Origin of the sequence: Hydrogenophaga crocea (assembly GCF_011388215.1) — a bacterium.
Taxonomy (GTDB): domain Bacteria; phylum Pseudomonadota; class Gammaproteobacteria; order Burkholderiales; family Burkholderiaceae_C; genus Hydrogenophaga; species Hydrogenophaga crocea.
The window spans coordinates 2070196-2082476 of the sequence record NZ_CP049989.1; the positions used below are offsets into that span (position 1 = coordinate 2070196).

General features: G+C 73.7%; 14 protein-coding genes. All 14 read right to left on the reverse strand.

Features of this window, described 5'->3' with window-relative positions; translation table 11 throughout:
* Positions 1-2: 2 nt before the first annotated feature.
* Genes G9Q37_RS09825 through G9Q37_RS09890 form a run of 14 tightly spaced genes read right to left on the reverse strand, consistent with a single transcriptional unit; the run spans position 3 to position 12200 of the window.
* On the reverse strand, positions 3-791 hold the full coding sequence (locus G9Q37_RS09825; RefSeq protein WP_166227022.1) for a beta-ketoacyl synthase chain length factor: 789 nt from the start codon (positions 789-791) through the stop codon (positions 3-5).
* Positions 788-1978, reverse strand: a complete 1191-nt coding sequence (locus G9Q37_RS09830) for a beta-ketoacyl-[acyl-carrier-protein] synthase family protein (RefSeq protein WP_166231151.1) — start codon at positions 1976-1978, stop codon at positions 788-790. Before G9Q37_RS09830 ends, G9Q37_RS09825 begins: the two co-directional genes overlap by 4 nt.
* 14 nt (positions 1979-1992) lie before the next feature.
* Positions 1993-2712, reverse strand: coding sequence for an SAM-dependent methyltransferase (locus tag G9Q37_RS09835; RefSeq protein WP_166227023.1), 720 nt, complete (start codon positions 2710-2712; stop codon positions 1993-1995).
* Positions 2709-3539 carry a polysaccharide deacetylase family protein gene (locus G9Q37_RS09840; RefSeq protein WP_166227024.1) on the reverse strand — a complete coding sequence of 277 codons (831 nt, stop codon included), beginning with the start codon at positions 3537-3539 and terminating at the stop codon, positions 2709-2711. The genes G9Q37_RS09835 and G9Q37_RS09840 overlap by 4 nt, the downstream gene beginning before the upstream one ends.
* Positions 3536-4198 (reverse strand): alpha/beta hydrolase-fold protein, encoded by a 663-nt coding sequence (locus G9Q37_RS09845; RefSeq protein ID WP_166227025.1) that lies wholly within the window; start codon positions 4196-4198, stop codon positions 3536-3538. The genes G9Q37_RS09840 and G9Q37_RS09845 overlap by 4 nt, the downstream gene beginning before the upstream one ends.
* A gap of 11 nt (positions 4199-4209) precedes the next feature.
* Complete coding sequence (locus tag G9Q37_RS09850; RefSeq protein ID WP_166227026.1) at positions 4210-6567, reverse strand: MMPL family transporter; 2358 nt, start codon at positions 6565-6567, stop codon at positions 4210-4212.
* The gene (locus G9Q37_RS09855; RefSeq protein ID WP_166227027.1) at positions 6564-7142 is read right to left on the reverse strand and encodes a LolA-related protein; all 579 of its coding nucleotides are present in this window, start codon (positions 7140-7142) and stop codon (positions 6564-6566) included. The genes G9Q37_RS09850 and G9Q37_RS09855 overlap by 4 nt, the downstream gene beginning before the upstream one ends.
* Positions 7139-8047 carry an LpxL/LpxP family acyltransferase gene (locus tag G9Q37_RS09860; RefSeq protein WP_166227028.1) on the reverse strand — a complete coding sequence of 303 codons (909 nt, stop codon included), beginning with the start codon at positions 8045-8047 and terminating at the stop codon, positions 7139-7141. The genes G9Q37_RS09855 and G9Q37_RS09860 overlap by 4 nt, the downstream gene beginning before the upstream one ends.
* Positions 8044-8376, reverse strand: coding sequence for an ApeI family dehydratase (locus G9Q37_RS09865; RefSeq protein ID WP_166227029.1), 333 nt, complete (start codon positions 8374-8376; stop codon positions 8044-8046). The genes G9Q37_RS09860 and G9Q37_RS09865 overlap by 4 nt, the downstream gene beginning before the upstream one ends.
* Positions 8363-9709 carry an AMP-binding protein gene (locus tag G9Q37_RS09870; RefSeq protein ID WP_166227030.1) on the reverse strand — a complete coding sequence of 449 codons (1347 nt, stop codon included), beginning with the start codon at positions 9707-9709 and terminating at the stop codon, positions 8363-8365. Before G9Q37_RS09870 ends, G9Q37_RS09865 begins: the two co-directional genes overlap by 14 nt.
* Positions 9710-9713: 4 nt before the next feature.
* Positions 9714-10361: a COG4648 family protein gene (locus G9Q37_RS09875; protein WP_166227031.1), complete on the reverse strand. Its 648-nt coding sequence runs from the start codon at positions 10359-10361 to the stop codon at positions 9714-9716.
* Entirely contained in the window at positions 10358-10645 is a 288-nt protein-coding gene (locus G9Q37_RS09880; protein ID WP_166227032.1) for a phosphopantetheine-binding protein, read from the reverse strand. The genes G9Q37_RS09875 and G9Q37_RS09880 overlap by 4 nt, the downstream gene beginning before the upstream one ends.
* 56 nt (positions 10646-10701) lie before the next feature.
* Entirely contained in the window at positions 10702-11958 is a 1257-nt protein-coding gene (locus G9Q37_RS09885; RefSeq protein WP_166227033.1) for a beta-ketoacyl-[acyl-carrier-protein] synthase family protein, read from the reverse strand.
* 2 nt (positions 11959-11960) lie between these two features.
* Positions 11961-12200 carry an acyl carrier protein gene (locus G9Q37_RS09890; RefSeq protein WP_166227034.1) on the reverse strand — a complete coding sequence of 80 codons (240 nt, stop codon included), beginning with the start codon at positions 12198-12200 and terminating at the stop codon, positions 11961-11963.
* Positions 12201-12281: the final 81 nt, after the last annotated feature.

The window sequence follows — 12281 nt, forward strand, 5'->3', positions numbered from 1 at the left end:
GGTCAACGCGGGGTGAAGCGCAGCTGCAGGTGCTGCGGCGCGAGGTATTCGACGGTGGCCGGCGCGGTGTCGCCGCGGGCGATGCGTTCGAGCAGGGGCAGCGCGCGCAGCGAGGGGAAGGCGGCGCGCAGGCCCTCCAGGCCCGGGTCGGCCATGGCGTCGGCGGCGCCGCGCACCAGCGCGGTCTGCACCTGGCCCAGGCTGTGCGCGCGCGGCGCGCGGCCCAGCCACAGCGCCAGGCCCGCGGCGTCGGGCAAGGGGCGGCAGGCGTGCAGCGGCTCGGGGTACTCGCTGTCGTAGGCCACAAGCAGCACCTCGTCTTCGGTCTGGAGCTGGCCGAGCGCGTCGAGCCAGCCCGCGCCGAAGCTCGCGTCGTGCGCGCAGAGCACCTGGCTGGGCGCCATCGAGCGCGTGGCGATGCCCCAGTAGCCCGCGGCCGCGTTGTGCACCGAGTTGTGGAAGCGCGTGGGCGAGATCGCACGGTCTTCGCCCGCGAGCTGTTCGCACAGCGCATGGCAGTTGTGGCCGTCGGCGCCCGAAGCGGTGAACACGGTGGCGATGTCGGCCGGGTCCTGGCCGTCGAGCGCCTGCAGGCCGAGCGCGAGCGCCACGCGCACCACGCGGCTGGCACGCCGGCGCTCGGCCGCGGGCAGGCGATCGGCCGGCGGCAGCACGGTGGGCGCGTTCGCCCACGCGGCTTCGCCGCGCAGCACGGTGCGCGCCTGCGTCCAATGGTCGAGGCCCGGCGCGATCAGCCCGATGCCGTGCAGCCAGAGGGAGGGCAGGCTCATGCGCTTCCCCTGCTGAAGACCAGGCTCGCGTTGCTGCCGCCGAAGCCGAAGGAATTCGACAGCACGTGGCGCATGCCGGGCAGCGCGCTGCCCTCGCGGCGGTAATCGATGTCGATCGCGGGGTCGACCGTTTCGGTGCCCGGGCTGCCGGGCAGCCAGCCCTCGGCCAGCGCGATGGCGCAGACCACGGCTTCGAGCGCACCCGCCGCGCCCAGCGTGTGGCCGGTGGCGCCCTTGGTCGACGAGCAGGGCACGCCGCGGCCGAACAGCGCGGCCACGGCCAGGCCCTCGGCCGCGTCGTTGGCGGGCGTGGCCGTGCCGTGCAGGTTGATGTAGTCGATGTCGCCCGGCTGCAGGCCCGCGCTGCGCAGCGCCGCGGCCATGGCGCGCTGCGCGCCCAGGCCCTCGGGGTGCGGCGCCGACATGTGGTGCGCGTCGCTCGACTCGCCCACGCCCAGCAGGCGCAGGGGCGCGGGTGCCTGGCCCGGCTCGAGCAGCGCGAAGGCCGCGGCCTCGCCGATGGAGATGCCGTCGCGCGCGGCATCGCCCGGGCGGCAGGGTTGCGGCGAGGTGAGCTGCAGCGAGGCGAAGCCGTAGAGCGTGGTCAGGCACAAGGAATCGACGCCGCCCACCACGGCCGCGTCGATGGTGCCGGCCTGCAGCTGGCGCGCCGCGGCCGCGAATACCTTGGCGCTGGACGAGCACGCGCTCGACAGGCTCATGGCCATGCCCTCGATGCCGAAGGCCGTGCGCACGAAGTCGGCCACCGAGTAGGTGTTGTGCGTGGTGGCGTAGTGGAAGTCGGGGGGCAGCGCGCCGCTGGCCGGGTCGCGGCGGCGGTAGGCGAGCTCGGTCTCGAGAATGCCCGAGGTGCTGGTGCCCACGAACACGCCCACGCGGTCGGCACCGCAGCGGGCCACGGCCGCGCGCACGCGCTCGGCGAAGCCGTCGGCCTGCAGCGCGAGCCAGGCCAGGCGGTTGTTGCGGCAGTCGAAGCGCTCCAGGCCGGCGGGCAAGGCCACGGCGTCCACGCCGGGCACTTCGCCGATCCAGGTCGGCAGGTCCACGGTTTCGAAGCGGCAGGGCGTGAGGCCGCTGCGGCCCTCGCGCAGCGCCCGGGTGTGCGCGGCCACGCCCTGCCCCAGGCAGGAGGTGGCGGTGTGCGCGGTGATGGCGACCGGTGGCATGACGAAGGCCTGCATCAGCGCACCCGGCAATGCAGCATGACGTTGGCGAAGGGCTTGCGCCCGCTCATGTCGCGGTGGCTCACCTCGAAGCCCAGGGCCTCGAGGTCGCTGCGCCACTCGGCCAGCGGGCGGCAGTGCAGGCGCGGCAGCCGGTGGCCGCGCGCGAACGTGACGACCTTGTCGACCCCGTTGCACACGTGAAAGCGCCAGCCCGCCGAGGCATCGCCGATGCGCGTGAGGAACACACCGCCGCGCGGCAGCGCTTCGCGGATGCGGCGCAGCAGCGCGCGCTGGCGGTCCACATCGACGTAGTGCAGCGCGTCGAGGATGGTCACGGCCTCGGGCTGGCCGAGCGCGCTCTCGGTCATGTCGCCGAGCTCGATGCGCACCACCGGGTGGTCGGCGCCGAAGGCCTGGCGCGCGCGCTCCACGTCGGCCGGCATGAGCTCGATGCCGCGCAGCTCGGTGGCGCGCGGCGCGGGCGCCCAGCCGGCGGGCCAGTGGCCGCGTTCGGCCATCTGCTGCGCCGCGAGCAGCCACGAGAACAGGCTGCCCTGGCCGCTGCCGAGGTCGAGCACGCGCGTGGCGCCGCCCAGCAGGCCGTGGCTCAGCACGTGGTGGAAGATGGTGTCGTGGCCCAGCTTGCCGCGCGCGTAGTGGTAGGCGAAAGGCCCACCCGCGCGGAAGCGGCTGCTCGCGTGGTCGACGAGGTCTCGGATGAAGGCGTGGCTCATGGGGACGGGGGAGAAAGCGTGTCGGCCAGGGTCACGGGCCGCAGGCCCAGGCGCTGCGCGTCGGCCATCAGCCGCGGCAGCAGGTGCAGCAGCACGGGCTGACCGTCGGGCGCGCGCGCGCAGTGGCCGTCGTGCAGCAGCAGGATGTCGCCGGCCGCGAAGCCGCGCGCCAGGCGGCGGTGCACCGTGGCCACGTCGCCCGTGCGGGTGTCGTAGCCGCGGCGCGTCCAGCTCGCGTGCACCAGGCCCAGGCCGTGCAGCACCGGGTCGAGAAAGGGGTTGCGCAGGCCCGCGGTGGGCCGGAAGAAACGCGGCGCCTGGCCGGTGATGTCGGCCAGCACCCGCTGCGCGGTGGCGATGTCGGCGCGCATGCGCCGCGGCCCGAACAGCGAGAAGGCGTTGGAGTGGCTGTGACCATGGTTCTCCACGCGGTGGCCGCGCGCGACGATGGCGCGGCACAGCGCCGGGTGGGCCTGCGCGCGGTGGCCGATGCAGAAGAAGCTCGCGCGCGCGCCGAGCGCGTCGAGCGCGTCGAGCACGCGCGGCGTGACCTCGGGGTCGGGGCCGTCGTCGATGGTGATCGCGAAGGCGCCTCGGGCCGCGGCCGCGGCGGGCAGGCGCGTCCAGTTTTCGCCCAGCCACTGCGAGCGCGGCCACAGGCTGCCAGCCACCAGCGCCGCGTGGTTGGCGACCACGGCCGACGCGAGCCAGGGCCACCAGCCCGGCTGCCACAGGCCCAGGCCCAGCGCCGCGCCATGCAGCAGCGCGCTGGCGGGCAGCGCGGGCGCGGGGCGCCAGGGGCGCGGGGCGGTGGCGGTCGGGTTCATGCGGAGGCTCCGGGGCCCCGAGCGTGCCACGGCGCCAGGCCGTGGTGGAGAAAGTCCCCCCAGAGCCGGTGCCAGCAGGCCCAGTCGTGATCGGCGTCGATGCGGTGCACGGCGTGCCGGTCGGGCGCGCCCTGCAGGCGCTCGGCCATGCGGTCCATGCCGTCGCCGAAGCGGTCGGCGCTGCCATAGCCCAGCCACACGCGCAGGCTGCGCGGCGGCCGCCGCCACCAGGCCCACACGGCCAGCGCCGGGTCGCTCTCGTGCGGTTCGGGCGTCCAGGCATCGAGCCCGCCGGCCTGCGCGATGCGGCGCCAGGCCAGGCGGTCACCCGGGTAGGGCGAGAACAGGCACAGGCCGTCCACCAGCCCGGGATGGCGCGCCGCGCACAGCACCGATTGCCAGCCGCCGAGCGAGATGCCCGCGAGCCACACGCGCTGGCCCGCTTCGCGCGCGGGCCGCAGCACCTCGCCCGCGCAGCGGTCGATCGCGTCGGCGCCGTCCAGGCGTTCGGGTTCGAGGTCGATGGCGTCCATGTCGGCCGCGAAGCCGTGCGCGGCGAGCGCGGCGCCCCAGGGCTGGGCGGCGATGTCTTCGGCGCGCATGGCCGCGCCGGGCAGCCAGCACAGGCGCACGGGCGCGGGCGCGGCGTGGCGCGCCATGGGCAGGATTCTCACGCGCGCGGCCCCCCGGCGGCGGACGTGGCACGCGGCGCGAGCACGGCCGACAGCAGCAGCGCGAGCAAGGCGCCGGGCGCCACGGTCTGGCCCACGGCGCTGAGCACCGGCACCGACGAGCTCGCAAGCGCGCCAAAGCCGATCACTGTGGTGGCGCAGGCCACCATGATGGACAGCAGCGACTGCGGGTCGCCGTTCTCGTCGCGCTGCCAGCGCTCGAGGAACAGCGCGTAGTTCGAGCCCACGGCCACGATCAGCAGCACGCCCACCAGGTGCAGCAGGTGCAGCCGCACGCCCAGCGCGTGCAGGCCGGCGATCACGATCACCACCGTGACCGCGATGGGCAGCAGCACCGCGACCAGGCGGCGCGTGTGGCGCAGCGCCGCCGCCATGAGCAGCGCGATGGCGGCCATGCCGGCCAGCGACAGCGTGATGGCCTCGTCGAGGTAGTCGCCGTAGACCGCTTCGAACTCGGTCTTGAGGTCCAGGAAGAGCACGCCGCTGCCCGCGAGCGCGTCGCGCACCGCCTGGGCCGGGATGTCCGAGCCCTCGGACGTGGCCGCGGGGCGCAGCGGCAGCAGCGCGGTCCAGGCGTCACCGTGCGGCTGCAGCAGCGAATCGACGGCCAGCGCGAGCGCCGTGCCTTCGAGGTCTTTCGCGGTGAGCGCCGGGGCGTTGCGCGCATCGGCCACGTCCTGCACGAAGGGCGCCAGCCGCGCGGCCGACAGCGGCAGGTCTTCGGTGGCGCGGGCCAGGCTGGCACGCAGCGCCGCAGGCTCGGGCAGGCTTTGCTGGCGTTGCCGCTGCAGCGCTTCGCTGGGCAGGAAGCGCGCGGGGCTGTCGAAGCCGCCGATCAGGCCCTGCTCCACCAGCGGCGCGAGGCGCCGGCCCGCGGCCTCGGCGCCCTGCAGCGCGGCCTCGCGGCTGGGCGCGCGAACCACCACGATGTAGCGCGCATCGGGCGCGCCGAGGTCGCGGCGCAACTGCGTATCGCGCTGCGCTTCTTCGGCGCTCACCGACGACAGCGCCGACAGGTTGGGCTCCCACAGCGCCTGCCGGTGCTCGACGATGTGGGCCAGCGCCAGCACGCCCAGCGCCAGCACCGGCCAGCGCAGCACACGCAGGCGCTGCACCAGCGGCACCACGAACGCGGGCAACTGCGGCGTGCGCACCGTGAGGTCGCCGGCCATGGCCGGCAGCACCAGGCGCGTGACCGCGGCCGCGGTGATCACGCCGGTGAGCGCGTACAGGCCGAGCTGGGCCAGGCCCGGAAAGCCCGCGAACAGCAGCGCGCCGAAGCCGCACACCGAGGTCGCCACGCCCAGGCGGATGGTGGGCCAGTAGCGCCGCTGCCAGGCCTCGCGCGCGGCGCGGCCCGACTGCACGAAGTAGTAGATGCCGTAGTCGACCGCCTCGCCGATGAGCGCGGCACCGAAGCCCGCGGTGATGGCGAAGATCGAGTCGTGCACCAGCCCCACCGCGACCAGGCCCGCCACCGAACCGCTGATGACCGGCACGGTCGTGAACAGCAGCAGGCGCACGCGCCGGTACATGGCGAACAGCAGCAGGTTGATGCCGATCGCGCTGAACAGCGTGAGCTGGGCGATGTCGCCCTGGATCGCCGCGCGCGCCTGCACCGCAAAGAGACCCGGGCCCGAGATCTCGAGCCGCAGCCCGGTGTGCTCGCGCGCCACGCCCGCGAAGGCCTCGCGCACGCGCTCGATCGCGGCGGCCTGGCCGTCGGTGTCGGTGCCCGCGGCGCGCGTCTGCAGCAGCAGCAGCGCACGCGCGCCGTCGCGCGACACCCAGACGCCATCGGCCATGGCGATCTGGCCCTGCGACTGCCAGCCCGTGAGCACCTCCAGCATCTCGCCCGTGGGATCGCGCGTGAAGTGCGGCTTGAACAACAGACCCGCGGGCGAAGAGACGAGGTCGATGCCGTCGAGGATGGCCTGGCGCAGGGGCTCGGGCTCGAAGCGCTGCTCGTCCACCGCGGGGCTGAGCTGGTACCGGTGCTGCAGCAGCACGCCGAGCTCCTTGTCGAAAGCTTCGAGCTCGCCGTTCTGTACCGCCACGAAGGTGTCGCCCCGGGCCAGCCGCTCGCGCAGTGCGCGCGAGGCCTGGCCGCGCGCGGCTTCGTCGCCGCCTTCGATGGCCACCATCAGCAGGCGCGAGACCACGCCCTCGCGCAGCTGTTCCACCAGCACCTGCTGCGCGGGCGTGGGCCTGGCGGGCAGGAAGAAGGACAGGTCGGTGGTGAAGCGCGTGTTCGCGACGAACCACGCGCCCAGGCCCAGCAGCAGGGCCCAGACCACGATCACCACGCCGGCGCGCGGCAGCTGCGCGCGGCTCATGGCTTGCTCACCGGCGCGCTGATGCTCATTTCGGAGCGGTCACCGTCGGCCTGCTGGTATTCGATGTGGCGCACCAGCGCCTGCTCGCCGCTGATCGCGATGCGCGTGACGATGGCCAGCATGCGCGGCTCGCGCGGCACCAGCGTGAGCGTCCAGCGCTGGCGGTTGCCCTGGTAGGCGAGCGCGTAGTGGCGCTCGAGCCCGGCGCGGTCGCCCGCGAGCGTGCTGCGCACGCTGGCCACGAAGGCCATCACCTCGGGGCGCTGCGACACCGGCATGCTGAAGCGGCGGCGCTCGCGCTCGACCGTGAGCGTGTCTTTTTCGAGCAGCACGCGCTCGGGCCGCGGCTTGAGCGTGCGGCGTTCGAGCCAGTCGGGCGGGTAGTAGCTCATCTCGCCGCTCGATTCGAGCGGCTTGTCGAACATGGCCATGTGGCGCTTCTCGACAAAGCGCACCGTGCCGCCGGGGTTGGCGGCCAGCTCGGCCATCAGGCGGTCGATGTCGTCGGCGGCGCGGGCCGCGCCCAGGGGCAGCAGCAGCAGCAGCGCGAGCAGACAGGTCCAGCGGGTGATCATGCGTTCCAGAAGTCGAAGAAGTTGAACCAGTTGTAGGGCGCGGCGCGGCAGTGGGCCTGCAGGCATCGCACGTAGTCTGCCTGGGCCTGGCGCGACTGCGCCGCGCGCTGCGCGCGTTGTGCACCGCGCAGGTCGGCAATGGGCTCGAACACCAGCCGGTAGCGCCGCCCGCCCAGGTACAGGCCGGCCATGAAGAACACCGGCGCGCGCAGCACCGTGGCCATGTGCCAGGGTGCGAGCGGGAAGCCCGCGGGCGCGCCGAGGAAATCGTGCGGCACGCGGTCCTCGCGCGTGAGCGAGCGGTCGACCAGCAGGCCCACGAGCTGTCCTTGCTCGAGCCGCCGCGAGGCCTCGATCATCGAGTCGGGCTGGCCCAGGGCCACCACGTCCTGGCGCGCGTCGGGGTTGATGGCGCGCAGGGCGTCGGCCACCTTGCGCGCGTTGTCCTCGAACATCATCATGGCCACGCGGATGTCGGGGTGGCGGCGGCCCACGCAGCGCAGCACCTCGAAGCTGCCCAGGTGCGCGCCCATGAGCAGCACGCCCTGCCCGCCCTTCATGGCCTGCAGCAGCGCCTCGCCGCCTTCGATTTCGATGTCGAACAGGTCGAAGCGGTCGTTGAGCAGGAACACGCGGTCGTGCACCGTGGTGGCGAAGCTGAACAGGTGGCGGTAGACCTCGCGCCAGTGCGCGGGCCGGCCGAGCACACGCGCCAGGTAATCGCGGCTCGCGCGCCGCGCGCGGGGCGCAAACAGCACGAAATAGGCCGTGGCCCCGTGCAGCACCACGCGGCTCAGCGAGCGGCCGAGCAGCAGCGACAGGCGCACCATGAAGCGCAGCAGCCAGGCGTTGCTGCGCTCGGGCTGGTTGCGCCAGTCGGGGCGGGCCGCGCCGGGCTGCGTCATGGCGCGGCCGGTTCGGGTTTGAGCTGGCCCTGCGCCACCACCACGCCGGCGTGCAGGAACTCGAAGGCGAAGGCCGACGACGGCAGCGCGCGCAGCCGCAGCCGCAGCAACTGCCCGGGCGCCACGGTGCGCAGGAACTTGGCCTGCGGCAGCGCCCAGCGTGCGGCGCCGGGCGCGAGCGTGCGCGCGGCCTGCAGGGCCTGGTCGAGCAGCACCACGCCGGGCAGGATGGGCTGGCCCGGGAAGTGGCCCGCGAAGGCCGGGTGGTCGGCGGGCACCACCCAGTCGCGCTCCAGGGCGAAGGCGGGGGTGGCCTCAGGCGCGCTCATGCAACACCTCCCGCCGATACAGAGCACCCAGCGCCTCGCGCGTGAGCTTGCCGGTGGCGTTGCGCGGCAGGCCGGGCAAGAGCACCAGCGGGCGCGGCAGGAAGATCGGGTCGAGCCGCTCGCGCAGCAGCGCCATGAGCTGCGCGGCGCTGTGCTGCGGCGCCACCGCGAAGGCCGCGAGGCGGGTGATGCCGGGCGCGTCGTCGGCGCCGTCAGGCAGGTAGAAGGCCGCGTCGACCACGCCGGGCAGGCCCGCGAGCTGCTGGTTCAGGTAGGCCAGCGACGTGCGCTTGCCCGCGATGTTGACAAGATCGGCGATGCGGCCGTGCAGCACGAAGCGGCCGTCGGGCAGCGGCTCGAGCACGTCGGCCAGCGGCACCTCGCCCTCCACGTGACCGCCCGAGGCGGTGGCCACGTCGGCCTCGATGCGCAGGGCCACCTGCTGCATCAGGGTCCAGGGCACGCCGTCCACCGTGCGCCGGCTGGCCAGCGCCGACGACTCGGTGGAGCCGTAGATCTCGTGCACCTGCGCGCCGCTGGCGGCCTCGGCCTGGCGCGCCAGGCCTTCGGCCAGCGGCGCGGTGGCCGAGAGCACGCGCTCCAGCGGCACGCTGGGCAGCGCCGCCGCCAGCCAGTTGCCCAGGTGAAAAGGCGTGGTGACGAGCATGCGCGGCGCGGGCACGGCGGCCAGTGCGTCGGCGATGTCCTGCGGGTAGAAGGGCTTGCCCGACCAGAAGCGGCAGCCGCCGTGCAGCGCGAGCAGCAGGGTCGACTCGAAGCCGTAGCTGTGCTGCACCGGCACCGTGCCCACCAGCGAACACGGGCGCTCGAGCAGACCCAGCGCCGCGGCCTCGGCCTGGCCGTTGCGCACCAGACGGCCCCAGTGCTTGCGGTGCGGCTGCGGCCGGCCGGTGGAGCCCGAGGTGAACAGAATGGCCGCCACCTGCGCGTCGTCGATCAGGGGCACGGCCTCGGGCAGCGGCCCGCCCTGCCCCGCGCGCGCGGGCACCGCGAGGGCCGGCAGGTCGGCAGGCGCGGCGGTGGCGTCGACCAGGCACACCGAACCGGGATAGTCCTCGGCCACCTGGCGCAGGCTGTGCGGCGCCTGCGACGAGGGCTGCAGGCTGGTCTTGCCGCGCAGCAGACCGGCCGCAAAACCCACGGCAAAGCGGTAGCGGTCTTCACACAGGTTGATGAGCTGGCCCTGCGCCGGCAGCTGCGCGGCAAAGGCCAGGGCGTCGGCCAGGAACTCGCGCACGCTCACCGGGCCTTCGGGGCACCAGGCGAGCACGTCGTCGAGGCCGTGGCGCGTGATCAGGGGGGAACGGCTCATGGGATCAGGGTCGGTGCGCGCCACGCCGGCGCTCGTGGTCGCGGCGCCAGGCCTGCACCACCGTGGCCAGGCCGGGCCGCTCGTGGGGCGGCAGCACGCAGCGGCGCCAGAGCGATTCGAGCAGGAACATCAGGCCCAGCAGCGGGCCGGTGAGCACATTGGCGTGCACCGACCAGACCTCGCGCGGTGCCAACAGGAACAGGCCGGTGGACACGCTGGCGTTGAGCAGGAAAAACGCGGTCCAGGCCCAGGTGACCTGGCGCGTGTAGCGCAGGTTGCGCGCCGAGAGCCCGGGGCCGAAGATGCCGCGCGCCATGCGCGTGACCAGGGGCTCGGCCCCGCCCATGAGGCTGGCGCCGAACAGCGCGGCGAGCGCCAGGTGCACACCCAGGTGCTGCAGGTAGTAGAGAAAGGCGACTTGCTGGCGCAGCAGCGGCCACAGCACCCACAGCAGGCCTGCGCAGGCCAGCGCAAGCAACAGCTTCAGGAGCAGCGAGCGCCAGCGCGCCGCGACGACGAAAACCGCGAGCACCAGCGGCGCCACCGCCACCGCCACATGCAGGTCCATGGGCCCGCGCCCCGTGCTGCCCAGGTGCGACGCGGCGATCCAGCCCAGCAGCACCAGCCCGGAGCCGGCGGCGCGCAGCTTCATGTGGTGCGGTGGCGCGCGATGTGGGCCGCGAGCGAGCGCGGGCTGGCGAAGATCTGCTGGTTCTTCTCGTTGTCCGAGCGCATCTGGAAGCCGTAGCGCTTGGAGATCACCAGGGAGATCTCGAGCATGTCGATCGAGTCCAGGCCCAGGCCCTCGCCGTACAGCGGCGCATCGGGGTCCACGTCCTGCACGGTCAGCTCGAGGTTCAGCGCCTCGATGATGAGCTGCACCAGTTCGGGCACGAGCCGGTCGATCGCTTCGGGTTGAACGGCATCTTCCTGCATGGTGGGGTTTTCCTCGGGGAACGGAAGGTGGGAATCGGGAGGTGTGTAACGGGACGTCAGGCGGGCGCGCCAAAGGCCAGCACCGCGTTGCTGCCCCCGAACGCGAACGAGTTGCTCAGGGCCGCGCGCAGGCCGCTCGCGCGGCGGCCTTCGAGCACGTGGTCCACGCCCTCGCAGGCGGGATCGATGCGGCCGCGCAGCTGCGCCGTGGGCGGGATGGCCTGCTCGCGCACGGCGAGCGCGGTCACCACGGCCTCGATCGCCCCGGCCGCACCCAGCAGGTGGCCGTGCACGGACTTGGTCGAACTCACGGGCAGGCGCGGGGCCAGGGCACCGAACACGTCGCGCAAGGACTGGACTTCGATCGGATCGCCCTCGGGCGTGGCGGTTCCGTGGGCGTTGATGTAACCAATGTCTTCAGCGGCCAGGCCGGCGTCGGCCAGCACGGCGTTCAGGGCCCGCACCTGGCCCGCGCGGTCGGGCCGCACCAGGTGGGTGTGATCGCAGTTGGTGGCGTAACCGAGCAGCTCGGCGTGGATGCGCGCGCCGCGCGCCACGGCGTGGTCCCAGTCTTCGAGCACCAGGGCCGCGCCGCCCTCGCCGAGCACCAGGCCATCGCGGTCCTGGGCGAAGGGGCGGCAGGCGCGCCAGGCCGTGTCGGCGTCGCCCTTGGCCAGCACGCGCATGGCCTCCCAGGCGCGCACCACGCTCATGGACTGGCAGATGTCGGAGCCGCCCGTGACCATCACCGGCGCCTCGCCCGCGCGCACGCGGCGAAAGGCCTCGCCGATGGCGATGGTGGAGGAGGCGCAGGCCGCCGTGTGGCTGCTGCTCACACCGCCCAGTCCGAACTGGATGGAGATGTGCGCGTTGGCCGCGTTGTTCATGCCCATCACCACCGACAGCGGCGACACGCGCTCGCGGCCGTTGAGCCAGAGCTCGCGCGAGCCGCGTTCGTGGGCCGACAGGCCACCGAGCGCGGTGCCCCAGAAGCAGCCCCAGGCACTGCGGTCGCTGCCGTCGTCGGCGGCCGATTTCGCGAAGCCGGCATCGCGCCAGGCCGCGAAGGCCGCGGACACGCCGAGCTGCGAGAAGCGCTCCATCATGGAGGCCAGCGGCTTGCCCAGCTCACGCTCGGGCTCGAAGCCCTGGCACAGCACAAAAGGGGTCTGGATCGGGCGCGGCTTTTCGTCCACCGCCATCCAGCGCACCGCCGATTCACCGGCCAGCACACGCTCGAAGAAATCGTCCAGACCACCGCCGTAGGGGCTGACCACCCCGAGGCCGGTGACCGCGACGCGACGCCGCGCCATGCTCACCCCGTCTTGACCGGCGACAGCGAATCGATGATCGCGACCATCTCGGCCACGGTCCTGGGCGGCGTCTGGTCGGACGAAATGTCGATGCCCATGCGGTCCTCCGCTTCGAACATGAGCTCGGCGAGCATGAGCGAATCGACGCCCAGGTCGGCCAGCACGGCCTCGGGCACCACGGCGGCTTCGGCCACGCCCAGGCGGTCCACGAGGAACCGGCGGATCAGTTCGATGGAGTTCACGTCATTCCCTCTCGGTGCCGGCTCTGCTGCCGCCCGGCCAAAATCTTTGTTGGAAGCGCTCGGGTACACGCACGGGCCGAT

What these genes read in the sequence shown, in the direction of transcription:
- G9Q37_RS09825 (WP_166227022.1), bottom strand. Translation starts at nt 791, where the DNA reads ATGAGCCTGCCCTCCCTCTGGCTGCACGGCATCGGGCTGATCGCGCCG.
- G9Q37_RS09830 (WP_166231151.1), bottom strand. Translation starts at nt 1,978, where the DNA reads ATGCCACCGGTCGCCATCACCGCGCACACCGCCACCTCCTGCCTGGGG.
- G9Q37_RS09835 (WP_166227023.1), bottom strand. Translation starts at nt 2,712, where the DNA reads ATGAGCCACGCCTTCATCCGAGACCTCGTCGACCACGCGAGCAGCCGC.
- G9Q37_RS09840 (WP_166227024.1), bottom strand. Translation starts at nt 3,539, where the DNA reads ATGAACCCGACCGCCACCGCCCCGCGCCCCTGGCGCCCCGCGCCCGCG.
- G9Q37_RS09845 (WP_166227025.1), bottom strand. Translation starts at nt 4,198, where the DNA reads ATGGCGCGCCACGCCGCGCCCGCGCCCGTGCGCCTGTGCTGGCTGCCC.
- G9Q37_RS09850 (WP_166227026.1), bottom strand. Translation starts at nt 6,567, where the DNA reads ATGAGCCGCGCGCAGCTGCCGCGCGCCGGCGTGGTGATCGTGGTCTGG.
- G9Q37_RS09855 (WP_166227027.1), bottom strand. Translation starts at nt 7,142, where the DNA reads ATGATCACCCGCTGGACCTGTCTGCTCGCGCTGCTGCTGCTGCTGCCC.
- G9Q37_RS09860 (WP_166227028.1), bottom strand. Translation starts at nt 8,047, where the DNA reads ATGACGCAGCCCGGCGCGGCCCGCCCCGACTGGCGCAACCAGCCCGAG.
- G9Q37_RS09865 (WP_166227029.1), bottom strand. Translation starts at nt 8,376, where the DNA reads ATGAGCGCGCCTGAGGCCACCCCCGCCTTCGCCCTGGAGCGCGACTGG.
- G9Q37_RS09870 (WP_166227030.1), bottom strand. Translation starts at nt 9,709, where the DNA reads ATGAGCCGTTCCCCCCTGATCACGCGCCACGGCCTCGACGACGTGCTC.
- G9Q37_RS09875 (WP_166227031.1), bottom strand. Translation starts at nt 10,361, where the DNA reads ATGAAGCTGCGCGCCGCCGGCTCCGGGCTGGTGCTGCTGGGCTGGATC.
- G9Q37_RS09880 (WP_166227032.1), bottom strand. Translation starts at nt 10,645, where the DNA reads ATGCAGGAAGATGCCGTTCAACCCGAAGCGATCGACCGGCTCGTGCCC.
- G9Q37_RS09885 (WP_166227033.1), bottom strand. Translation starts at nt 11,958, where the DNA reads ATGGCGCGGCGTCGCGTCGCGGTCACCGGCCTCGGGGTGGTCAGCCCC.